The sequence below is a fragment of the Ruegeria sp. HKCCD7181 genome (genome assembly GCF_057221055.1).
Map to the genome: position 1 here is coordinate 165,805 of NZ_JBWVBC010000010.1, position 22,670 is coordinate 188,474.

Annotated in this window: 23 protein-coding genes; 7 read left to right on the forward strand and 16 right to left on the reverse strand. The window is 58.2% G+C overall.

Going from position 1 to position 22,670, the window contains the following annotated elements:
* Positions 1–4: 4 nt before the first annotated feature.
* The 3 genes from AC2TCY_RS18460 (at position 5) to AC2TCY_RS18470 (ending at position 3,012) form a co-directional block, all read left to right on the forward strand.
* Positions 5–928, forward strand: coding sequence for a DnaJ C-terminal domain-containing protein (locus AC2TCY_RS18460; RefSeq protein WP_480849592.1), 924 nt, complete (start codon positions 5–7; stop codon positions 926–928).
* Positions 925–1,269, forward strand: coding sequence for a hypothetical protein (locus AC2TCY_RS18465; RefSeq protein WP_480849594.1), 345 nt, complete (start codon positions 925–927; stop codon positions 1,267–1,269). The genes AC2TCY_RS18460 and AC2TCY_RS18465 overlap by 4 nt, the downstream gene beginning before the upstream one ends.
* An 84-nt stretch (positions 1,270–1,353) precedes the next feature.
* Positions 1,354–3,012 carry a U32 family peptidase gene (locus AC2TCY_RS18470; RefSeq protein ID WP_480849596.1) on the forward strand — a complete coding sequence of 553 codons (1,659 nt, stop codon included), beginning with the start codon at positions 1,354–1,356 and terminating at the stop codon, positions 3,010–3,012.
* Between the two features lie 3 nt (positions 3,013–3,015).
* Here AC2TCY_RS18470 and AC2TCY_RS18475 read toward each other — a convergent pair whose 3' ends face one another.
* The 5 genes from AC2TCY_RS18475 to AC2TCY_RS18495 all read right to left on the reverse strand — a co-directional run bounded on the left by AC2TCY_RS18475 (position 3,016) and on the right by AC2TCY_RS18495 (position 6,485).
* Complete coding sequence (locus AC2TCY_RS18475; RefSeq protein WP_480849598.1) at positions 3,016–3,630, reverse strand: cytochrome P460 family protein; 615 nt, start codon at positions 3,628–3,630, stop codon at positions 3,016–3,018.
* 221 nt (positions 3,631–3,851) lie between these two features.
* Positions 3,852–5,036 (reverse strand): dual-specificity RNA methyltransferase RlmN, encoded by a 1,185-nt coding sequence (gene rlmN, locus AC2TCY_RS18480; RefSeq protein WP_480849600.1) that lies wholly within the window; start codon positions 5,034–5,036, stop codon positions 3,852–3,854.
* Between the two features lie 79 nt (positions 5,037–5,115).
* Complete coding sequence (locus tag AC2TCY_RS18485) at positions 5,116–5,493, reverse strand: lysozyme inhibitor LprI family protein (protein WP_480849601.1); 378 nt, start codon at positions 5,491–5,493, stop codon at positions 5,116–5,118.
* A 117-nt stretch (positions 5,494–5,610) separates the two neighbouring features.
* Positions 5,611–5,778 carry a hypothetical protein gene (locus tag AC2TCY_RS18490; protein WP_480849603.1) on the reverse strand — a complete coding sequence of 56 codons (168 nt, stop codon included), beginning with the start codon at positions 5,776–5,778 and terminating at the stop codon, positions 5,611–5,613.
* A gap of 173 nt (positions 5,779–5,951) precedes the next feature.
* A complete protein-coding gene (locus AC2TCY_RS18495; protein WP_480849605.1) occupies positions 5,952–6,485 on the reverse strand; it encodes an invasion associated locus B family protein in 534 nt (177 codons plus the stop codon).
* A 179-nt stretch (positions 6,486–6,664) separates the two neighbouring features.
* On the opposite strand from AC2TCY_RS18495, the gene AC2TCY_RS18500 reads away from it, so the two are divergent.
* Positions 6,665–7,663 (forward strand): asparaginase, encoded by a 999-nt coding sequence (locus tag AC2TCY_RS18500; protein ID WP_480849607.1) that lies wholly within the window; start codon positions 6,665–6,667, stop codon positions 7,661–7,663.
* Positions 7,664–7,668: 5 nt separating this feature from the next.
* Here the strand turns inward: AC2TCY_RS18500 and AC2TCY_RS18505 are convergent, their stop codons facing one another.
* The 8 genes from AC2TCY_RS18505 to hutI all read right to left on the reverse strand — a co-directional run bounded on the left by AC2TCY_RS18505 (position 7,669) and on the right by hutI (position 14,982).
* Positions 7,669–7,989: a YciI family protein gene (locus tag AC2TCY_RS18505; RefSeq protein WP_480849609.1), complete on the reverse strand. Its 321-nt coding sequence runs from the start codon at positions 7,987–7,989 to the stop codon at positions 7,669–7,671.
* A gap of 22 nt (positions 7,990–8,011) precedes the next feature.
* Entirely contained in the window at positions 8,012–8,440 is a 429-nt protein-coding gene (locus AC2TCY_RS18510; protein WP_480849611.1) for an SRPBCC family protein, read from the reverse strand.
* Positions 8,428–8,757, reverse strand: coding sequence for an ArsR/SmtB family transcription factor (locus tag AC2TCY_RS18515; protein ID WP_480849613.1), 330 nt, complete (start codon positions 8,755–8,757; stop codon positions 8,428–8,430). The genes AC2TCY_RS18510 and AC2TCY_RS18515 overlap by 13 nt, the downstream gene beginning before the upstream one ends.
* 40 nt (positions 8,758–8,797) lie before the next feature.
* The gene (gene serB / locus AC2TCY_RS18520; protein ID WP_480849615.1) at positions 8,798–9,676 is read right to left on the reverse strand and encodes a phosphoserine phosphatase SerB; all 879 of its coding nucleotides are present in this window, start codon (positions 9,674–9,676) and stop codon (positions 8,798–8,800) included.
* A gap of 72 nt (positions 9,677–9,748) precedes the next feature.
* Positions 9,749–11,431: a urocanate hydratase gene (gene hutU, locus AC2TCY_RS18525; RefSeq protein WP_480849616.1), complete on the reverse strand. Its 1,683-nt coding sequence runs from the start codon at positions 11,429–11,431 to the stop codon at positions 9,749–9,751.
* Between the two features lies 1 nt (position 11,432).
* Positions 11,433–12,245, reverse strand: a complete 813-nt coding sequence (hutG, locus tag AC2TCY_RS18530; protein WP_480849618.1) for an N-formylglutamate deformylase — start codon at positions 12,243–12,245, stop codon at positions 11,433–11,435.
* A complete protein-coding gene (hutH, locus tag AC2TCY_RS18535; RefSeq protein WP_480849620.1) occupies positions 12,245–13,780 on the reverse strand; it encodes a histidine ammonia-lyase in 1,536 nt (511 codons plus the stop codon). Before hutH ends, hutG begins: the two co-directional genes overlap by 1 nt.
* Positions 13,777–14,982, reverse strand: a complete 1,206-nt coding sequence (hutI, locus tag AC2TCY_RS18540; protein ID WP_480849622.1) for an imidazolonepropionase — start codon at positions 14,980–14,982, stop codon at positions 13,777–13,779. The genes hutH and hutI overlap by 4 nt, the downstream gene beginning before the upstream one ends.
* Before the next feature lie 81 nt (positions 14,983–15,063).
* On the opposite strand from hutI, the gene AC2TCY_RS18545 reads away from it, so the two are divergent.
* The 3 genes from AC2TCY_RS18545 (at position 15,064) to AC2TCY_RS18555 (ending at position 18,754) form a co-directional block, all read left to right on the forward strand.
* A complete protein-coding gene (locus AC2TCY_RS18545) occupies positions 15,064–16,419 on the forward strand; it encodes a formimidoylglutamate deiminase (RefSeq protein ID WP_480849624.1) in 1,356 nt (451 codons plus the stop codon).
* Between the two features lie 14 nt (positions 16,420–16,433).
* Positions 16,434–17,138 (forward strand): histidine utilization transcriptional repressor HutC, encoded by a 705-nt coding sequence (locus AC2TCY_RS18550; RefSeq protein ID WP_480849626.1) that lies wholly within the window; start codon positions 16,434–16,436, stop codon positions 17,136–17,138.
* Positions 17,139–17,236: 98 nt separating this feature from the next.
* Positions 17,237–18,754 (forward strand): malonate--CoA ligase, encoded by a 1,518-nt coding sequence (locus AC2TCY_RS18555; RefSeq protein WP_480849628.1) that lies wholly within the window; start codon positions 17,237–17,239, stop codon positions 18,752–18,754.
* Here the strand turns inward: AC2TCY_RS18555 and AC2TCY_RS18560 are convergent.
* The 3 genes from AC2TCY_RS18560 to AC2TCY_RS18570 all read right to left on the reverse strand — a co-directional run bounded on the left by AC2TCY_RS18560 (position 18,741) and on the right by AC2TCY_RS18570 (position 22,420).
* A complete protein-coding gene (locus AC2TCY_RS18560; protein ID WP_480849630.1) occupies positions 18,741–19,478 on the reverse strand; it encodes a metallophosphoesterase family protein in 738 nt (245 codons plus the stop codon). The genes AC2TCY_RS18555 and AC2TCY_RS18560 overlap by 14 nt on opposite strands.
* A gap of 122 nt (positions 19,479–19,600) precedes the next feature.
* The gene (gene serA / locus AC2TCY_RS18565; protein WP_480849632.1) at positions 19,601–21,196 is read right to left on the reverse strand and encodes a phosphoglycerate dehydrogenase; all 1,596 of its coding nucleotides are present in this window, start codon (positions 21,194–21,196) and stop codon (positions 19,601–19,603) included.
* A 69-nt stretch (positions 21,197–21,265) separates the two neighbouring features.
* Positions 21,266–22,420, reverse strand: coding sequence for a phosphoserine transaminase (locus tag AC2TCY_RS18570; RefSeq protein WP_480849634.1), 1,155 nt, complete (start codon positions 22,418–22,420; stop codon positions 21,266–21,268).
* Between the last annotated feature and the right edge of the window lie 250 nt (positions 22,421–22,670).

The following is a 22,670-nucleotide window of genomic DNA, read 5'->3' on the forward strand; positions in this document are numbered from 1 at the left end:
TGAGATGAGCGACGATCCCTATGCCGCCCTCGGCATCGCCAAAGACGCAACCGATGCCGAGATCAAGAAAGCCTATCGGCGTATTGCCAAGGAATGTCACCCAGACCTGAAACCCGGGGATACCGAAGCAGAAGCCAAGTTCAAATCCGCCGCTGCTGCCTATGATTTGCTAAAAGACCCGGAAACCCGGGCACGCTATGACAATGGCGAAATCGACGCTTCGGGTCAGGAACGGCCGCAGCAGTATTACCGGGATTATGCCGAAGCCGCGGGAAACCCCTATCGGTCCGGCGCGGCCTATGGCGACCCCGACGACATGTCTGACATTTTTGCCGAATTCATGCGTGGCCGTGGCGGTCATGGTCAGCAGCGCACGCATGAATTTCACGCACCGGGCCACAATCGCAGCTACACATTGCAGATCAGTTTTCTGGACGCTGTCTTTGGGGCCAGCCAAAAGCTGACTTTGCCCGATGGAGACCGGATCGAGGTCAAGATCCCGGCAGGTATTACGGAAGGCCAGACAATCCGGTTGCGTGGCAAAGGGGCTCCAGGTTTTGGCGAGGGGCCGCCGGGCGATGCGCTCGTCACTGTCTCTGTCGCGAAACACCCCGTGTTTGACCGACAGGGGGACGACATCCACATCACGCTGCCCATCACGATTGATGAGGCGATTTTGGGCAGCAAAGTCGCCGCCCCCACAATTGATGGTGGCGTGAACGTAACTGTTCCGGCAGGCACCAGCAGCGGCAAGACCCTGCGCCTGCGCGGCAAGGGCGTTAAGAAACGCGGATCGTCCGATCGAGGGGATCAGTTGATCGAACTGACGGTCACCATGCCCGACCAGATCGACGAAGACTTGAAGCAATTCATGGAAACATGGCGCGAAACGCACCGCTATGATCCGCGCAAAGGAATGCCGTCATGACCCGCCATCTGACCGAAGAGGAACTGATCGCAAAAATTACCCGCCTGACCTCGGACCGGCTGACAGAATACCTGGCGGCCGAGATCGTGATCCCGGAGCAATCCGATCAGGGGTTGACGTATCAATCGCTGGACGTCGCCCGGCTGGAACTGGCCTGCGAATTACATGACCAATACGACATGGAGGCTGACGCCCTTTCGATGATGATCTCTCTGATCGACCAGATGCACGGCCTGCGGGCCGAGCTTCGCGAAGTTCTGAACGCGGTGGACGCGCAGCCGGAACCGGTGCGCAAGCAAATGATCGAGATCATCGGAACAGCACGGTTCCGTCGCAGCTGACGCTTCAGCGCATGGCAGGTTTGCCCTTTTGGACTCGGTGGAACTGCCGTAGAAGGCCCCATTGATCCAGAACCCGGTACGCCCATGACCCAGTCCAGATCCGAATTGCTGATGCCTGCGGGCAATCTGCGCAAGTTGAAACTCGCCGTCCTTTACGGGGCCGACGCGGTGTATCTCGGCACGCCTGATATGTCGCTGCGCACGAAATCCGAGTTCTCGCTTGAAGAGGTAATCGAAGGTGTCGAGTTCTGCCACCAGCACGGGCGGCGGGCCTATCTGACGCTGAACCTGTTTTCGCACAACAAGGACATCCCGAAGCTGGACGAATATATCGACACGGTGCGCAAGGTGCAGCCAGACGGGCTGATCATCGCCGACCCCGGCGTGTTCCAATATGTCCGCGAACGCGCGCCGGAACTGCCGCTGCATATCTCGACCCAGGCCAATATCTGTTCCTGGTTGTCGGTGAAGTTCTGGCAAGACCAAGGGGCCGAACTTGTAGTTCTGGCCCGCGAGGTATCCTACCCTGAACTGGTCGAAATCCGCGAGAAGTGCCCGGATATCAAGCTGGAGGCCTTTGTCCACGGCGCCATGTGCATGACCTATTCGGGCCGGTGCCTGCTGTCGAATTTCATGGCCGAGCGTGGGGCAAATCAGGGCAACTGCGCTAATTCCTGCCGCTGGAACTACGGGGTGAAGCTGCGCCTCAAGGACGGCACGCATCAGGAACTCCGCATCACCGAGGAAAACTCCGATCTGTTCGAGTTTCTGCTGGAAGAAGGCTGCCGCCCCGGTGATCTGATGCCCATCGAAGAGGATGATCGCGGCTCGTATATCCTGAACTCGCGCGATCTGTGCATCATGCCGAAACTGGATGAATACCTGAAGATCGGCGTCGACAGTCTCAAGGTCGAAGGGCGGGGCAAGTCGGAATACTATGCCGCCATTGTCGCCCGCGCCTATCGTATGGCCATTGATGATTATCACGCGGACCCCGAGAACTGGGATCCCAAACCGTATATGCGAGAGCTTGAGACCGTTGGAAACCGAGGATACACGCTGGCCTTCCACGAAGGGCGGTTGACCAACTACGCGCATGATTACGAACACACCGCGGCAATCGCACAATGGGAATATGCGGGCATTGTCACCGAAGTGACCAATGACGCGTTTCTGGTTGAAGTGAAGAACAAGCTGGAACCGGGTGACGTGCTGGATTTCGTGTCACCCATATCCCGCGAAACAGTGCTGCTGCGGGTCTACGATTTCGAACGCGCCTCGGACGGGGCGCGGTTGGATGTGGTGCATGGCAGTACCAAAACCGTCATCCGCCTGCCTTTCACGCTGTTCGACCACGAAGACATCGACGACCTGCGCGCCCGTTTTCCCGTCTATTCCGTCCTGCGCAAGGAACGCGCCCTGACTGACGAACATTGGAGCCGCATCCGGTTCGACAAACTGGTGCAGGGGCTGGAGACTTCGGGCCGGGACAATCCAACCGCTTATGCCCGCCGCCGGGACGCGCTGGTGGAAAAGATCGGCGAAGATGGCAACGAACGCCGTTTCAAAACCAATCGCATTGGCACCGAAGGATGCTGCGGCAAGGGGTGTAACGGCTGCCTGATCTTCTGGCAGGATGAGAAATACGCCCTCGCCCGCGAGGTGCTGTCGAAACGCAAACAGGGCGAGCAACTCAGCCGCAGCGAAGCGACCGAATTGAAATTACCTGACCAAACGGTCTGAAGATCAGTTGCCCAAGCGGTATTCCTCAGGAACGTAAAACGTGTAGTCCCGGTCCGCGACGGCCTCGTGGCACTCATGGCAATAGGCCACAGCACCTGCGCGGCTGCCCATCGTGTCGCCGAACAACGAGCCGTCGGGCATCACCATGATGTAGCGCCAATCGGCAGTGTCGGGGCTGGCCCCCGCCGACAGTTTTTCCATCACGAACAGGGCGCCCGCGTGAATGTTGCCCTCATCCGTTACGGTCATGCTGTCCTTGGCCAGAACCGATCCCATCGGCAGCACCTCGCCTTCGGCAAGCGTGCCGTAATTATGTGCCATCCGATTGGCGTAGCTGTTGACGTAACGCTGCCCATGCGTCGCTGAAATGTAAGGGGCATCGTTGAACAACGGCCAGTTCTGGTAATTGAGGATCAAATCCAACTGCGAGGTCGCATAGCCTCGCGCCATGCGTTTTGTCAGCGAGCGGTAATGCTGCTGCGCTTCGTCCTTGGACAAATCAGCCGGGTTTTCGATCGCCAGATGCGCATCCCTGTCGGTTGTCTGTGCTATCAAACCCGAGGCACAGGTCATCAAAGCAACCAGCACCCCTGTTACCTGTATACGTGTTGATATCATTGTTATGGCCCATCCGTTTGTACGGTTCGCCTGAAAGCTGCCTCAATATCGCGAATACAGGATAGCGGTCTTGAAAGAACTTACTATGACCCTGATCACAATCTCACTGCCTTGTGCGCGAATTTGAGGGGTGTTTTGACCCTGTCAAAGCATACCAAGTCAAAGCACCAATAGACAGGTATTCAATAATAAATCACCACAATCGTGCATCACCGGGGGCGCTACCCCAATCCTGCCTCGGATTCGATCTGTTTGCGGGATTTCCGGGCACGTTCCGTGGCCGACTTCAGCTGCCCGCACGCCGCCATGATGTCCTCGCCCCGCGTCTTGCGGATGGGTGAGGCATAGCCCGCCTGATAGATGATGTTCGCAAAAGCCCGAATACGGTTATTCGAGCTGCGTTTATACGGCGCGCCGGGCCATTCGTTGAACGGGATCAAGTTAATCTTGGCCGGGATTTTGTGGCGCTTGATGTGGTCGATCAGACGATGCGCGTCCGCGTCGCTGTCATTTACGCCATCCAGCATCACGTATTCAAAGGTGATACGTTCCGAGTTCGACACATTGGGGTAGCTGGCCAGTGCCTGCAGCAACTCTTCGATATTCCAGCGCTTGTTGATGGGCACCAGAACGTCGCGGGTTTCATCTGTTGTGGCGTGGAACGAAATCGCCAGCAGGCAGCCGATTTCCTCGGCCGTGCGTGCGATTTCCGGCACCACACCCGAAGTTGACAGGGTGATACGGCGACGGGACAGGGAAATCCCCTCGGGGTCCATCGCAATCTTCATGGCGTCCCGGACGTTTTCGAAGTTATAGAGCGGCTCACCCATGCCCATCAGAACGATGTTCGACAACAGGCGCGTTTCATCCTTGGGCGCGCCAGGGATCGGCCATTCCTCAAGATCATCGCGGGCCATCATCACTTGCCCGACAATCTCTGCCGCCGTCAGGTTGCGCACCAGTTTCTGCGTTCCGGTATGACAGAAAGAGCAGGTCAGCGTACAGCCCACCTGAGACGAGATGCAGAGCGTGCCCCGGTCGTCCTCGGGGATATAAACCACCTCGACTTCGTGACCGCCGGCGATCCGCACCAGATATTTGCGCGTGCCGTCCTCGGATACCTGACGTGTCACGACCTCGGGGATTTCGATGACGAAACTCTCAGCCAACTGCGCGCGATAGGCTTTGGCCAGATTGGTCATCTCGGCAAAATCGCGCACGCCCCACTGATAAACCCACTGCCATATCTGCCCGGTGCGCATCTTGGCCTGTTTCTCGGGCGTGCCATGTTCGATCAGCACTTCGCGCAGACGGTCGCGGGTCAGGCCGACAAGGTTCACCTTCCCCTCAGGCAATTTGCGGGGGATGGTCATAACGTCTTGGGTGATCGGCGCTTTGGGCGACATGGGCGTATCTCGAAGGATTCTGGCTTGGGATGCGCCTCTATATAGGAACGCGCGCAAAGATCAAAAGAATTCGTGCGGGCTAATTTGCAAAACGCAGCAGTTCATCCACGCGAGCGCGACCCAAATCAACCCGACAGGATGTAATTGCGATACCTGCGCCGGAACCGCCACCGTATGAGGCGCCTATCGCTTCGCACTGCGAATCCCGATAAGCCATCCAAGCGCTTTGCGCGGCCTCCAAAGCAGGTTGAGCCTCGACCCGTCCGGTCACTTCGTCGAGCTCTTTGGCTGCTGCGACAGCGAATGAGTAGCTCTCTTCAACAGCGACGTTCACGCGTTCTTCCATTTTCGAAACGCACGCCCCGATTTCAACCTGAGAACCGGAATCGAAGCATTCCAGCGTTGGGTCAGCCATCGCGGCAATTGGAAAGAAAACGGCAACAAAAGCCCAGCGCATTGCCAGCCCTCCAATAGGTTAGGTCAATTCTTCCGACCAACCTACCACGCTGATAAGACCTGCGCGAACAGAGGGGAGTGCCGCGGTAGCAGGACCGCCGCGGCAGGTTCTAGTGAATTAATTGACCGCAGGTGGGATGTAGCAATCCGCCGCATCCAGCTTCTTGACCGGGTCTTCCGGTCCGCACTGCTCACCACTTACGGGGTAGGTATCCGCACTTTTTTCACAGGCACTCAACAACACCGCAGAGATCATCAGCAACGCTGTAAAAGTCTTGTTCAACATCTTATTGGCTCCTCTTGCTTCTGAACTGATTAGTTCAAAAACCAAGAGGCAGTGCATTGACACGGATCAAACACGAGAGCAGACGTCGCGTAACGTAGGCCGCAATTTCTTTAGGCTGGAGTCAAAAAAAGCCCCGACACTTTGGCGGGGCTTTTTAAAAAGAGTTGTACCTGTCAGTTGGTACAGCGTTTTTCAGCATCTTCGATCGCTGCAGTGAAACCCAGAAGCGAGAATGTGTCTTTGGTCTGTGTGCCGCGCTCGGACCGTGCTGTCAGAACAGCCTCGGTTCCTCGTTTCATCGCCGTGACGATCTTTGCATCATCGGCCGCTGTTGCTGGCCAGGCCCATTCACCATCGGTGAACAGTTCGAACTCGCTGCCATCGACGACCAGATTCACAGTTGAACCCGCCGCAAAAGGATAGCCGCCGGTAAAGGTCACCTGTCCCTTAACCTCGGCATTTGGACGGTAAAACACGAATAACAGGATATCACTGCGACGCACCGAAACGACGCGACCACCACGCGTATTGACGGTTTCTTTGGGCGCAGACACGCTCCAGCACTCGGTGGGATCATCTTCTACGAAAACGCTCCAGTCGGTCTTGGCAGCGACGCGGTTGGTGCTTGTCGCCTGCTGGCCGCTTGCAGTTGTGGCCATCCCTGCCATGCACAGACCCGCGATCACACGGACAAGTTTTGATCCCATCTGTCCAGCCTCCTAGCTCGACCTATACCTCATACCCATCGTGAATCGCTGCGAACCCTGCCGGTTCGTCTTTCGAAAGTTGCGCATCCCGATGATTGTCGACATACACACACTAACGCAGGTTTCGCCACAGGCGAAAGAGCGATTGGCAGAATTTTGCGCATACGCAGGGGGTCCAGATGACGCAGCCGGTACCAATGACAGAACTATGGCGTGGCCCCTTGCTTGAGAGTCTACATCTGGGCCATGCGGTGATCTGTGATGACACCGGTCAGATCGTGCGCAGTTGGGGCGATCCGGACGCGGTGATCTACCCCCGTTCTTCAGCCAAAATGATCCAGGCTTTACCGTTAATCACCACGGGCGCGGCGGCAAAATACGGGCTGAACTCTGAACACCTGGCTCTGTCCTGCGCGTCCCACAGTGGGGCCGCAATTCATACGCAACGCGTTTCGGCATGGCTGGACCATCTTGGCCTGACCGAACCCGATCTACGTTGCGGCCCGCAAGAGCCATCGGACATGGCTGCGCGTGACGGGCTGATCCTGGCAGACGACACACCTTGTCAGATTCATAATAATTGTTCCGGCAAACATTGCGGATTTCTGACTGTAGCGCAGCACATGGGTGCAGGCCCTGAATACCTGGAGATCGACCATCCTGTGCAGCAGGCCTGCTTGTCCGCGATCGAAGAAACCACGGGTGAGACCAGCCCGGCATATGGGATCGACGGTTGTTCTGCACCGAATTTTGCAACCTCATTGGCGGGGCTTGCACGTTCGATGGCTTGGTTTGCTTCGTCCGCTGATCGGTCTGATCGCGCCAGCGACGCAGCCCAACTGCTTACCGCTGCCATGGTCAAACACCCCGAGCTGGTCGCCGGAGAAAGCCGTGCATGCACCGAGCTGATGCGCGCCATGAATGGGCGCGCAGCGATCAAGACAGGCGCCGAGGCCGTCTTTGTCGCCATAATTCCGGAAAAGCGGATGGGCATCGCACTAAAGATCACCGACGGCACAACCCGGGCCAGTGAATGCGCAATTGCATCCCTATTGGTGAGCCTTGGCGTACTGGAGGCCGAACACCCCGCCACCCGCAAGTTCATGAACGCCACGCAATACAGCCGTCGCGGGCTGGAATGCGGCGTGATCAGACCGGCACCGGGGTTTCCCGGCTAAGGGCGTCACATCTCGATTTCGTGCACCTCGGCCACTTCGACCGAACCTGACCCGTTGACAACCATCGGGCAGCCCTTGGCCATCTCTGTCGCCGCATCGATGCTGTCCGCCTTGATGACGGTAAAGCCCGAGGCCGGGTTTGCACCGCCGTTGTCAACAACTCCGCTGCCGCTGACAGTATAGGACTGACCGACCGGGTTTCCGGGGATGTCCAGTGCATCGCCCATGCCTTGGAACCATGCGCCCCAAGCGGCCATGGTCGCTTCGATTTCAGCCGGATCGGTTGGGGTATGACCGCCGTGATAAACAAATAAAAATTGCGGCATTTCGCTTCTCCCTAATGAAAACTCATTTGCACCGCGCCTCAAGCTTGCGCAGCGACGATGTCCAACCCTGCTCATGGTTTGCAGCGGCCTCGGCGTCAGCAAGTTCGCGGTGATCCAGCACAAGGCGCGAACCACTCTCCGTTGCAGCAACGGACAAAATCACATGGCTTTCAGGTCCACGCTGATCGTTGTCATCATGCCACGCCCAAGTAAATCCGACGGACTTGGGCGGATCAACATGCGTGACGTGGCCCGACACCTTGAATTGCTGACCTTCAGCGTTCTGCATTACCGAAAACCACGGCCCAAGACGCGAGAAATCCAGATTGTGCTCGGGTACGCGGACGCCTTCAGGCCCCCACCACTGCAACAGCTTTGCGCCGTCGCTGATCCAGGTAAAAAGGATCTCGGAACTGACGGGGAAATCCCGCTCCAACTTCAAGTCGGCCATGAGTTTTCCCTTTCCAGAATATCGCCCAAACGATCCAGACTCGCTTCCCAGAACTGCCGTTTCGAGATCGTCCATTCTGCGATCGCTCGTAGCCCGTCGGGCTGAATCGAATACATCCGCTGTGTGCCGTGAACGCGCTGCTGCACTAATCCTGCCTCGCGCAGCACTTTCAGGTGGCGCGATACCGCGGCACCAGAGATTCCCTTACCTTCGATGAGGTCACCCGCGGGAAGCTCCCCTCGCTCCATCAACTGTTCAACAATCGAGAAACGAGTGGAATCGGACAACGCAGAGAAGGCAGCCAGAAGTGTGTTCATGGCACCTATTTAACACATAAGTTAAATTATGAAAAGCCCCTCAGGACGGAATGATTTCCGATCGGCTGTACCCTTGTAGATACAGCAAGGCGGTGAGGTCTCCGAAATTGACCCGAACATCGCATTTTTCTGCGACGGAGGGCTTGGCGTGCAGCGCTACGCCCGTCCCGGCCCGGCCCAGCATACCCAGATCGTTTGCACCGTCCCCAACTGCAATCACATCTGCCTCTGAAATGCCAAGACGGGTCGATATCTGTTCGAGCGCTTCAATCTTGGCCTGTCGTCCAAGAATTGGGCGATGAACCTCGCCACTCAGCTTACCGTCTTCTGCCAGCAAGGTATTGGCCCGGTTTTCATCAAAGCCCAGTTCTTCGGCAACCCGAGCCGTGAACGCGGTGAAACCCCCGGATACCAACGCAGCGTAAGCCCCGTTGGCGCGCATCGTGGCCAGCAACGCCTTACCGCCGGGCATCAAAGTGATCCGCTCGTTCAGGACCTTACCGATCACGCTTTCGTCCAGACCTTTCAGCAGGCCGACGCGTTCGGTCAGTGCGCCTTCGAAATCCAGCTCACCATTCATTGCGCGCGCGGTAATGTCCTTGACCCTGTCGCCGACACCGGCCTCATCAGCCAGTTCGTCGATGCACTCCTGCTGGATCATGGTGCTGTCCATATCCGCCAACAGCATCTTCTTGCGGCGCCCTTCGGCAGGCTGCACGATCAGGTCCACGCCCATCTGCTGCAAATCGGCCCAGGTGTCCCATCGATTGCCAGGCACATCTGTCAGCGTGAATTCTACCGCTTCGTCCGGGCACAGCCAGACGATTTCACTGCCACCCCACGCGTTGCGCAACGACTCGATCAGCGCCAGGTCCAAAGACGGCGCATTCGGATTAGTTAGCAAAGTGGCAACGTACATTTTTGACCTCCGGCATGCTCACCTGCGCATATCGCAGGTGCAGCATTTTCGCCAGAGACAGTTTGATGCGGGTCAGCCCAGAATGCCCGGCAGACGCAGACCATGTTCGCGCGCGCAATCTTTGGCGATATCGTACCCCGCGTCCGCATGGCGCCAGACACCTGAGGCCGGGTCATTCCACAACACCCGCTCCAACCGTCGCGCAGCGTCCTCGGTTCCGTCGGCACAGATCACTACACCCGCATGTTGGCTGAAGCCCATACCCACGCCGCCGCCATGGTGCAGCGACACCCAGGTCGCGCCACTGGCGGTATTGATCAGCGCGTTCAACAGCGGCCAGTCCGACACCGCGTCTGATCCGTCCAACATCGCCTCGGTCTCGCGGTTCGGGCTGGCGACCGAGCCTGAATCCAGGTGATCCCGTCCGATGACGATCGGCGCTTTCAGCTCGCCATTGGCGACCATCTCATTGAAGGCCAGCCCTGCCCGGTGCCGGTCGCCCAGTCCGATCCAACAGATACGCGCCGGCAGGCCCTGAAACGCAATGCGGTCGCGTGCCATGTCCAACCAGCGGTGCAGGTGCTCGTTCTCGGGGAACAACTCTTTCATCTTGGCATCGGTCTTGTAGATATCCTCGGGATCGCCGGAAAGGGCACACCAGCGGAACGGGCCGATGCCCTTGCAAAACAGCGGACGGATATAGGCAGGAACAAAACCCGGGAACGCAAATGCGTTCTCCAACCCCTCATCCTGCGCCACCTGTCGAATGTTGTTGCCGTAGTCCAGTGTGGGAACATCCGCGTTCCAGAAATCAACCATCGCCGCCACGTGCTGCTTCATCGAAGCACGCGCCGCCTTTTCAACGGCCTTGGGATCGCTTTCGCGCTTGTCCCGCCATTCTGCCATCGTCCAGCCCAAAGGCAGGTAGCCGTTGATCGGGTCATGCGCGCTGGTCTGGTCAGTAACGATATCAGGACGCATGCCTCCGGCTTGCATGCGCGCATAAATCTCGGGAAAGATTTCAGCCGCGTTGCCCAGCAGACCCACGGATTTTGCTTCACCCGCCTTGGTCCAGCGGTCGATCATCTCAAGCGCTTCGTCCAGTGTTTCCGCCTTTTCGTCCAGATATTTGGTGCGCAGGCGGAAATCGATCGAATCCGGGTTACATTCGACGGCCAGACAACAGGCCCCGGCAAACACAGCGGCCAGTGGCTGTGCGCCGCCCATACCGCCCAGACCGCCGGTCAGAATCCATTTACCGGTCAGGTCGCCACCATAATGCTGACGACCGGCCTCGGCGAAGGTCTCATAGGTGCCCTGAACGATGCCCTGTGTGCCAATATAGATCCACGAACCGGCCGTCATCTGGCCGTACATCATCAGGCCTTTCTTATCGAGCTCGTTGAAATGGTCCCAATTGGCCCAATGCGGCACGATGTTCGAGTTCGCTATCAGCACCCGAGGCGCATCCTTATGCGTGCGGATGATCGCAATTGGTTTACCGGATTGGACGATAAGCGTTTCGTCTTCTTCAAGGTCTTTCAGACCGGCGACGATCTTATCGAAATCATTCCACGTCCGGGCCGCACGTCCGATGCCACCATAAACAACCAGTTCGTGCGGGTTCTCAGCCACATCCGGGTGCAGGTTGTTCATCAGCATCCGCAGGGGCGCCTCGGTTACCCAGCTTTTGGCGTTCAGCTCAGGCCCGGTGGGCGGAAAGATATCGCGGGTGTTCTTGCGCGGATCGCTCATGTCAGGGCTCCTTGTTTTCCGTCAATTCACCCGACAAGACGAGATCGGTCAGGCGTGTCAGCATTGTCTTGAGATATGGGCGCAGGATGTCTGCGCGGTCATCGCGCCACGCCCAGGGCGGGGATTCGTCCATGTATGATCGCTGGGCGATTTCCATCTGGATCGCATGAATGCCGTCAGCAGGGCGGCCATAGTGGCGCGTCGTCCACCCGCCCTTGAAACGCCCGTTTAGCACGGATGCCAAACCCTCGGCATCGCGCGCGATGTCATCGACGTTTTGTTCGATCAGCGGATGGCACGTAACGCCAAGATTGGTGCCGGTATTGAACACGGGCAATTCGCCTTCGAACAAAAACGGGATGTTCGAGCGGATCGAATGGCAGTCAAACAGGATCGCAACGCCGTATTTGTCCCGCACCCGCTGCAACTCCTGCATCAGAGCCGCATGATAGGGTGCGTGAAATTTCTCACGACGCTCTTCGATCTCGTCCGCCGAGGGCTCCTGCCCATCTGCCCAGATCGCCTTGCCGTCGAAATCCGTCAACGGCACCAGAGTCGTGGTGTTCTGGCCGGGATATAACGAAACGCCCGCCGGATCGCGGTTGGCGTCAATCACGTAACGATGCACATGCGACTGAACGACCGTAGCATCGCTCAGCCCGTCGTACAGCCGGTTGATATGCCAATCCGTATCCGCCAGCCCGCGCCCGTTGTCGTTCAGGCGGCCCGCGATCTGGTCGGGAACAAATGTACCGCCATGGGGCTGCCCCAGTACAATGGGTGCGTCACCGCGCTGGACATCGAATACCTGCATCAGAACAACCCGGGCATTTCTACACCAGCCGCGTCGAGAATATCTCCGCTGGCAATCAGCGTACGGGCTGCTTCGAGTTCCGGGGCGAGGTAACGATCGTCACCAAGGGCTGGAACATGACTACGCAGACACGCAATGGCACGCTGCAACGGATCGCTTGTGGGCAATGGGGCACGGAACTCGACGCCCTGCGCCGCACACAGTAGCTCGATACCCAGAATGTAGTTCAGGTTGTCCACCATTCGCGCCAGACGCCGCGCACCATGAGCAGCCATTGACACGTGGTCCTCTTGGTTGGCCGAGGTCGGTGTGCTGTCGGTTACACACGGATTAGCCAAGTGCTTGTTTTCGCTCATCAACGCAGCGGTAGTGACCTCGGCGATCATCAGGCCGGAGTTCAACCCCGGATTGGGCGTCAGGAACGGCGGCAGATCAAAGCTGAGTGTCGGGTCGACCATCAGTGCAATACGCCGCTGAGCGATGGCCCCGATCTCTGAAATCGCCAGCGCGATCATATCTGCGGCAAAGCCAACGGGTTCGGCATGAAAGTTACCGCCAGATACAATAGCCTCGGGGTCCGACAAAACCAGAGGGTTGTCAGTGGCTGCGTTCGCCTCTGTCGTCAGTGTGGTCGCCGCCTGTCGGATCACGTCCATCGCCGCACCCGTGACCTGGGGCTGGCAGCGAATGCAATACGGATCCTGTACCCGCGTATCTCCTTCGCGATGGCTCTCCCGGATCACCGATCCGGCCAATGTGGCCCGCATGGCGCTGGCTGCATCCATCTGGCCGCGGTGTCCACGCAGAGCGTGAATCTCGGGTTGCAATGGCGCGGTCGAGCCCATGATGGCATCTGTCGACATGGCCGATACCACCAGCGCGCTCTGCGCTGCATGCCATGCTTCGAACAGTCCGGCCAAGGCATAGGCTGTTGAAAACTGGGTGCCGTTGATGAAGGCCAGCCCCTCTTTCGGGCCTAGGGCAATCGGGGTAAGGCCAGCGGATTTCAGAGCATCTGCACCGGGGAGGATCGCACCGTTCACCTCGGCCTCGCCTTCGCCGATCACAACGGCGGTCATATGCGCCAAAGGCGCCAGATCCCCGGATGCCCCGACCGAGCCTTGAGCCGGGATGACCGGCGTGACACCGCGCGCCAGCATCTGCTGCAAAAGCTCGATCAATTCCCACCGCACGCCGGACGCGCCGCGCCCAAATGACAGCAGCTTGAGAGACATCATCAACCGAGCCAACCGTCGCGGCACCGCCTCTCCAACCCCGCAGCAATGGCTGAGGATCAGGTTGCGTTGCAAGGTCGAGGTATCCTCGGGTGCGATCTTGTGGCTGGCGAGCTTGCCGAAGCCGGTATTCACACCATATACCGCCGCAGCCCCGGCAGCGGCCTCGGAGATTCGGCGCGCCGCGGCTTCAACTGCCGATTTGCAGGTTTCATCCAGCACGATCGGGGTTTCGTGCCGGTAGATGTCTGCCAACTGCGCCAGCGAAACATCGCCCGGTTTGAGTGTCAGCGAACTCATTCGACGCCTCCGAAAATACGTTTGTAAAGCGGGTTGAACCCGATGCGATAGGATAGCTCGGCTGGCTGATCGACGTCCCACACTGCAAGATCAGCCCGTTGGCCCGGCGCAATCACTCCGACATCGGTCAAACCCAACGCACGAGCCGCGTTTCGGGTGACACCCGCCAGCGCTTCTTCGGGCGTCATGCGGAACAGGGTGCATCCCATGTTCATCGTCAGCAGTAAGGATGTCAGCGGCGATGAGCCCGGGTTGCAGTCCGTTGCTAGCGCCATTGGAACACCGTGCTGGCGCAACAGGTCAATCGGTGGCAGCTGAGTTTCGTGCAATGTGTAAAACGCCCCCGGCAGCAGAACCGCAGCAGTACCGGCCTCAGACATCGCCACCACACCGGTTTCGTCGAGATATTCGATATGATCCGCAGAAAGCGCTCCGTAAGAAGCTGCAAGCCGGGCTCCACCTAGATTAGACAATTGTTCGGCATGGAGTTTGACCGGCAGGCCCAGTTCTTGCGCCACGTCGAAAACTCGGGCGATCTGGTTAGGGTCAAAAGCGATGCCCTCGCAGAACCCGTCGACCGCATCCACAAGCCCTTCCGCGTGAGCTGCGCGCAGGGTCGGAATACAAACCTCATCAATATAGGTATCCGGCTGCCCCGTGTATTCGGGTGGCACGGCGTGGGCGCCCAAAAAGCTGGTCTTGACCCTGATCGGGCGTTCTTGGCCGACACGCCGCGCGGCGCGCAGCACTCGCAGCTCAGTCTCGACATCCAGCCCATAACCCGACTTGATCTCGATGCAGCTGGCACCTTCGGACAGCAAGGCGTCCACACGCGGCAATGCGTCGGCCAGCAGTGCGTCCTCGGCCGCAGCTCGTGTTGCATTGACCGTGGACAGGATGCCGCCACCCGCACGAGCAACTTCTTCGTATGTGGCGCCGTTCAGCCGCATCTCGAACTCTGTGGCTCGGTTTCCGCCAAAAACAACATGGGTGTGAGCATCGATAAGCCCCGGAGTCACAAGACGTTCGCCAAAGTCCACAACCGACCAGTCTGCGTATGAGGCAGGTAGGTTTGATCGCGCTCCAACCCAGACAATCGTCTGATCCTCAACTGCAATTGCGGCGTTTTCGACCAGACCATAGGGCGTTGCGCCTTCCATAGTGGCCAGTCGGCTGCAGCAAAAAACGGAATTTTTTGTCATGGCGATTCTTTTGGACTCCCCCTTGCTGTGAATTTTTCGTATACGGGTAATCAATTAAAGTCTACACAAAATAGGTCCGCCATGAGTATTCACGCAAAATCCGCCCTTATCGGTACTGACTGGGCGACGGATATTCGGGTGGAGATCGAACAGGGACATATCAGCACGCTCGAACACGGAGCCACCGCACAGCCCGGTGACGTGCAGGTCGACGTCCTGCTACCCGCGCTTGGAAACCTGCACAGTCACGCATTTCAGCGGGCCATGGCTGGAATGACCGAAGTCCGAGCCGCCGGGCGCGAGAGTTTCTGGACATGGCGCAACCTGATGTACCGTTTTTTGGAACGGCTGACGCCAAAGCAAGTTCAGGCAATTGCCGCGCTGGTTTACATGGAAATGCAGGAAGCCGGGTATGCCTCGGTTGGTGAGTTTCACTATGTTCACCATCAACCGGGCGGCACGCCATATGCACAGCTATCCGAACTCAGCCAGCGCATCTTCGCCGCGGCCAAGCAAACCGGTATCGGCCTGACGCATCTGCCGGTGCTTTACACCCATGGTGGCGTATCGCAGCAACCTCTTACGGGTGGTCAGATGCGGTTTGGCAATGAAGTCGGACAATTTCTGGACCTTATCGCGGAGTGCCGTACAGCGCTGCCCCATGACGACTCGGCTCTTGGCATCGCTCCGCATTCCCTACGCGCAACAACTCCTTCGGATTTGCAACAGGTACTCGGTCTGGTTCCACGCGGGCCCGTGCATATTCACATTTCAGAACAGCTCAAAGAAGTTTCGGATGTCGAGGCCGCGCTGGGTCAGCGCCCGATCGAGTGGTTGCTGAACAATGTGAATGTTGACGACCGTTGGTGCCTGATCCACGCGACTCACATGACCGACGACGAAACCCGCGGCCTGGCTCAATCCGGCGCTGTTGCAGGACTGTGCCCGATCACCGAGGCCAATCTGGGCGACGGTGTCTTCAACGGAGTCACCTACATTGAAAACGGTGGTGTCTTCGGAATCGGTTCGGATTCGAACGTTCGTATTTCCTTGCCGGAAGAGCTGCGCATGCTGGAGTATTCTCAACGCCTGCGCGATATGGGACGCACAATTCTGGTCAAGGATGAGGGCTCTGTGGGGCATGCATTGTATACCAGCGCGGCAAAGGGTGGTGCGCAGGCTCTTGGACGCAAGGCCGGAGAAATCGCGCCCGGAAAACTGGCCGATCTGGTGAGTATCGAACGGGCTCACCCTGCCCTCTGCGCGCTGCGCGATGATCAATTACTGGATGGGTTGTGCTTTGCAGCTCCGGACGGTTTGGTGACCGATCTGTGGTCCGCGGGGCGGCATATGGTTCAAGGGGGACGTCACATCGCGCGAGACGCCATTCTGCCCGCCTATCGCGCCGCGGTCGCCGACCTGCTGGCCGACGACTGACTTGGAGCAACGGCATGACGCAACACAGCGACACGACCAGCTATAAGGACATCAAGCAGACCGTGCTGCATCGCATCCGCTCAGGCGAGTGGCCACCCGACATGCTGCTGCCCAACGAACAGGATCTTGCAGTCACGTTTTCCTGTACCCGCACCACGGTTAATCGGGCTCTGCGCGAACTGGCAGATGAAGGTTACTTGGAACGCCGTCGCAAGGCTGGCACGCGGGTACTGAGTTCGCCGCACAGGCAGGCGCGATTTACCATCCCTCTGGTTCGCGACGAAATCGAGGCATTGGGCGGCACCTATCGCTATGCCTTGGTCTCGACCGAGACACACCCCGCGCCCGATTGGCTCAGTGCCCGGCTGGCGCTGACTGCTGAGCAATCGGTAATGCACGTCCGCTGCATGCATTATTCCGGCAACACACCGTTTCAGTACGAGGACCGCTGGATTGTGATCGACAGCGTGCCGCAAGTGACACAGGCGGATTTCACTTCGGTCGGCCCGAATGATTGGCTGGTGCAGACGGTGCCCTTTACCAATGTCGAACTGACCTTTCTGGCCAGCCGCGCAGATGCCAGGGTGGCCGAATTCCTGGACGTTCCCGAAGGCGAACCAGTTTTTACCGCCGAACGCATTACCTGGTTACAGGGCCAGCCCGTAACCTTTGCCAAACTGTATTTTGGCGCAGGTTACCGAATGACGACACAAATCTGACATCCGGCCTGACCTGAGCCTTCATAGGGCTTTACCCTCATGGCATTCCAAGACAAATTCGCTCCGATCGACCCAAAGACGACGGAAAGGAAAACCGGATGGGCAACCCGCTATTTGATCGCTTGTTCGGCATTCACCTGGGTAAAACGACGCCGTTTCTTCATCTGCCTGATGGCCGAACCTTGACCCATGCAGAGTTTTTGGACATGGCCGCCCGTATCGCGAATGCCCTTGTCGGTCTGGAGCTGGTGCCCGGCGACCGGGTCGCGGTGCAGGTTGAAAAGTCGCCCGAGGCACTGGCGCTCTATGCCGCTTGCGCGCAAACAGGGCTGATCTTTCTGCCGCTAAACACCGCCTATACAACAAATGAGCTGAGCTATTTCATCGAAAACAGCGGTGCCCGGCTGGTCGTGTGCGATGCCGTTGACGAAGCCGATCTGACCCTCGTGGCGCAGGCTCAGAAAGCACAGCTCGAGACACTGAACGCAGACGGATCCGGCAGTCTGATGCGCCGCGCCTTTGGTATGCTGCCCGCTTTCGAACCGGTAAAGCGGACCGAAAACGATCTGGCCGCCTTCCTCTATACGTCCGGCACTACAGGCCGGTCTAAGGGTGCGATGCTGACCCAGGCCAACCTGCTGTCGAATGCGGAAACCCTTGTGAAAGAATGGCGGTACACCAGCGAAGACGTGCTGCTACATTCCCTGCCGATCTTCCACTCCCATGGGCTGTTTGTGGCCACAAATGTTATGCTTGCTTCTGGCGGGTCGATGATCTTTCTACCGAAATTCAATTTGGACGATGTGCTGCGCCTTCTGCCAAAGGCGACATCAATGATGGGGGTGCCGACCTTCTACACCCGCATGCTCAGCGATGATCGTTTTACCGGAAATCTGGCGAGGCATATGCGCCTGTTCATTTCGGGCTCGGCCCCTCTTTTAGCCGAAACCCACGAACGTTTCGAGGCCCGCACAAAGCACCGCATTCTGGAACGCTATGGCATGACGGAAACCAATATGAACACGTCAAACCCCTATGACGGCGAACGCCGGGCGGGGACCGTCGGGTTCCCTTTGCCTGACGTCGAACTGAAAATCACCGGCCCGGAAACGGGTGACGACCTGCCAAAGGGCGAGATCGGCATGATCGAGGTACGCGGGCCAAACGTGTTCAAAGGTTATTGGCAGATGCCCGAGAAAACAGCTGCCGAGCTGCGCGAGGACGGGTTCTTCATCACCGGCGACCTGGGACGTGTGGACGAGGACGGCTATGTCCACATCGTCGGACGCGGCAAAGATCTAATTATTTCGGGCGGCTACAACATCTATCCCAAGGAAATCGAGTTGCTGCTGGATGACCAACCCGGCGTGTTGGAAAGCGCGGTCATAGGCGTACCGCATCCGGATTTGGGCGAAACCGTTCTCGGTATTCTGGTGCCAAAACCAGGAGAGGCTCCGGATTTGCAAGCGATACTGGCGTCAGTTCAGACCGAGCTTGCCCAGTTCAAACATCCGCGCAAGCTGATCGTGCTGGACGAGCTTCCGAGAAACACGATGGGCAAAGTGCAGAAGAACGCCTTGCGCGCGGCCTACAAGGACATGTTCACGACGGACTAGGATTCAGCGGAATGCGTCCGGTGTCCGTCAGCAGCCAACACGAACGGCCTTCGAAAACAGCCACACTTGCGGCACGGCCATAGCCCGCTCCGGTATCAAGGTTCACACGGTTCCCATAGTGTGTGGCGCGATCCACCGGTGTATGACCATGGACAATCAGTTTCGGATACGGGCCAGCATGGCTGTGAAAGCTCTGCCGTATCCAGACAAGATCATTTTCGGCCTGCTCGTTCAGCGGGATACCAGGCCGGATTCCTGCATGCACAAATGCCAGTTCAGCTGTCTGGTGCATCGCAACAAGATCACGCAGGAAAGTCACATGAGACTTTGGCACGGCTGCCAGTGCCATCGCGTGCAGATCCTCCAGCCGAATTCGCCCTTCGAACTCAACCCCGTAACTGCGCAAAGTCTCGATACCGCCTAGTCGATCATGCAGCCAGTGATAGCCGACCAGCAGATGCGGATCATGCCGAGGTGTGTCTTCCAGAAACCATGCAAACATCCTGTCGTGGTTTCCCAGCAAGGTGACCCAGTCTCTACCTGCGTCTCGGCCCGAGATCATCACGTCCAACAGGCCACGGCTGTCCGGTCCCCGGTCAACATAATCGCCCAGAAATACGACGCGCGCTTCTCTGCCACCATCACGTTCGATCAGCGACAGAACCCGTTCGAATTCCGCGACCTGCCCGTGCAAGTCACCGACAGCATAAATCGGGTTCGTCATGACATGTCCTCAGCGCCTGATTTGCCCACCTTTTGGCGCAAAACGCGGCAGCGCAAAAGACAATGCCCGCGCCTTTGAGGGCGCGGGCATCAAATTGTCTCCGAAACTCAACACAAGGCGCGTCAGGCCACATCGAACTCCAAGGGTTTGATTTGCGTAAACAGTCCCGTCTCCGCCAGCTTGGCGCGCGCTTCAGCCGGGACAGGTTCATCCACATAAAGCAACGCGATCGCCTCTCCCCCCGCTTCGGATCGGCCAAGGGTAAAGTTCGCGATATTCACGTCGCTTTCGCCCATGGTCTGACCCAGCGTGCCGATGATTCCCGGCACGTCCTCGTTGGTGGTGTAGAGCATGTGCGCGCCCACCTCGGCATCGATATTGATGCCCTTGATCTGGATGAAACGCGGTTTGCCATCACTGAACACCGTGCCACCGATAGAACGCTCACGCTTTTCAGTCACGACGGTGACCTTGATATATCCTTCAAAGGCACCGGATTTGTCCTGATTGGTCGTCGAGATCTGAATCCCCCGCTCCCTGGCGACGACCGGCGCCGACACCATGTTCACCTCGGGATTGAACTTTTTCATGATCCCAGCGACCACCGAACAATTCAGCGCTGCCAGATTCATCTCAGCCGCCACACCGTCATAGAGGATGTTGATCGCCTTGATCGGTTCATCCGTCATTTGGCCGATGAAACTGCCCAGATGCCCGGCCAGCTTGATCCACGGCCCCATGACCTTCGCCTCTTCGGCGGTGACACTGGGCATGTTCAATGCGTTTTCAACCGCACCGGTCAGCAGGTAATTCGAGATCTGTTCGGCCACCTGCAGCGCTACGTTCTCCTGTGCCTCGGTCGTTGCCGCTCCAAGGTGGGGAGTGCAGACGACGTTGGGCAGATTGAACAGAGCATTTTCCTTGGCGGGTTCCTCGCTGAACACATCGAAAGCCGCACCTGCGACGTGACCCGATTGCAGCATTTCAGCCAGGGCCACTTCGTCTACCAGACCACCGCGCGCGCAGTTGATAATGCGGACACCCGGTTTGGCCTTGGCCAGATTCTCTCGGCTCAGAATGTTCCAGGTCTGATCTGTCAGCGGCACGTGCAGGGTGATGAAATCGGCACGCGCTAGCAATTCGTCCAATTCGACCTTTTCAACGCCCATTTTGGCGGCTTTCTCTTCGCCCAGGTAGGGATCGTATGCGACGACCTTCATCTTCAAGCCCAGAGCGCGTTCGCAGACGATCCCGCCAATATTGCCCGCACCGATCACACCGAGGGTCTTATTGGTCAGTTCGATTCCCATGAACTTGGACTTTTCCCACTTGCCCGCATGGGTCGACGTGCTGGCCTCGGGGATCTGGCGCGCCACGGCAAACATCATCGCGATGGCATGTTCGGCGGTTGTGATCATGTTGCCGAACGGTGTGTTCATCACGATCACACCCTTTTTGGACGCAGCATCTTTGTCGACATTGTCCGTGCCGATCCCGGCACGACCAATAACCTTCAAATTATCTGCCTTCTCCAGCAGGGTGGGCGTAACCTTGGTAGCCGAGCGGATCGCAAGACCATCATACTGGCCAATTACCTCAGCCAGCTTGTCCTTGTCCTTGCCCAGATCGGGCATGAAATCCACGTCGATGCCGCGGTCACGAAAGATCTGAACCGCAGTTTCGCTGAGTTTGTCAGAAACGAGTACTTTGGGGGCCATTTCTCTGGTCCTTGAATTTTGAGAGACACCCGGGCCAGATGTGGCCCGGGATATGTTGGGGAAACGTGTTCAGGCAGCTTCTGTTTGCGCTGCGATCTCGGCCTCGAAGGCCCATGCGAGCCACGGCAGCATCGCCTCGATATCCGAGGTTTCGACCGTTCCGCCGCACCAGATCCGCAGTCCCGCAGGCGCGTCGCGATAGGCGCCAATGTCCAACGCAATGCTCTCTGCTTCCAGCCTTTTGGCTACCGCCTTGGCGAATGTCGCGCCATCCTGAATGCGCGCGTCAGTAAATTTCAGGCAGACAGACGTGTTCGATTGCGTTGCCGCGTCCTCGGCCAAATTGGCGATCCAATCGTTTTGTGCGCAGAACGCATGAACAGCACCGGCATTGGCATCCGCCCGAGCGATCAGCCCTTGCAGCCCCCCAACCGAACGCGCCCAGTCCAACGCAAACAGATAGTCCTCGACTGCCAACATTGAAGGCGTGTTGATCGTCGCACCAGTAAAGATGCCTTCGATCAGCTTGCCACCTTTGGTCAGGCGGAAAATCTTGGGCAGAGGCCACGCGGGAGTGTAGCTCTCCAACCGCTCGACAGCCCGGGGACTCAGGATCAGCATACCGTGCGCCGCCTCGCCTCCCAGCACTTTCTGCCAGCTGAACGTCGTCACATCCAGCTTGTCCCACGGCAGCTCCATCGCAAACGCCGCCGAGGTTGCATCACAGATAGTCAGGCCCTGACGGTCATCCGCGATCCAATCACCATTGGGAACCCGCACTCCCGAAGTGGTACCGTTCCATGTGAACACAACGTCATTGGCAAAATCGACCGATGTCAGATCAACGATCTGCCCATACTCTGCGGTCTTTACGTCGGCGTCGATCTTCAGCTGCTTGACTACATCCGTGACCCAGCCCGAACCAAAGCTTTCCCACGCCAGCATCTCAACCTTGCGTTTGCCCAACAGCGACCACAGCGCCATCTCAACCGCGCCGGTGTCCGAGGCGGGAACGATGCCAATCTTGTAATCCGCCGGAATGCCCAGCACTTCGCGCGTGCCTTCGATGGCGGCCTTCAGCTTGTCCTTGCCAACCGCGGCACGGTGCGACCGCCCCAAGGCGGCGTCGGCAAGCTTGCTCAGATCAAATGTGGGGGGTTTGGCGCAGGGGCCCGAGGAGAAACGCGGATTCGCCGGCCGCGTCGCCGGTTGTTCGATCGTCATGTGTATTACCCTTCCAGATACACGCCCCTCGTTGGGGAGGGGTGTCCCACGGGCAGAGGTATGGGCGCCCCGCACTCGCAGCAAGCGCAAAAGACGCTTCATCGAAGAAAAACGACATCGGAAGTGGTCACAATTCGGAACACAGGTTTCCGATTGGCGAAAAAACCCCGCCGATTTCTCGGCGGGGGCGTATTTTTACTCTGCGGCTTCCTCGTACGCTTCCATTGGGGGGCATGTGCAGACGAGGTTT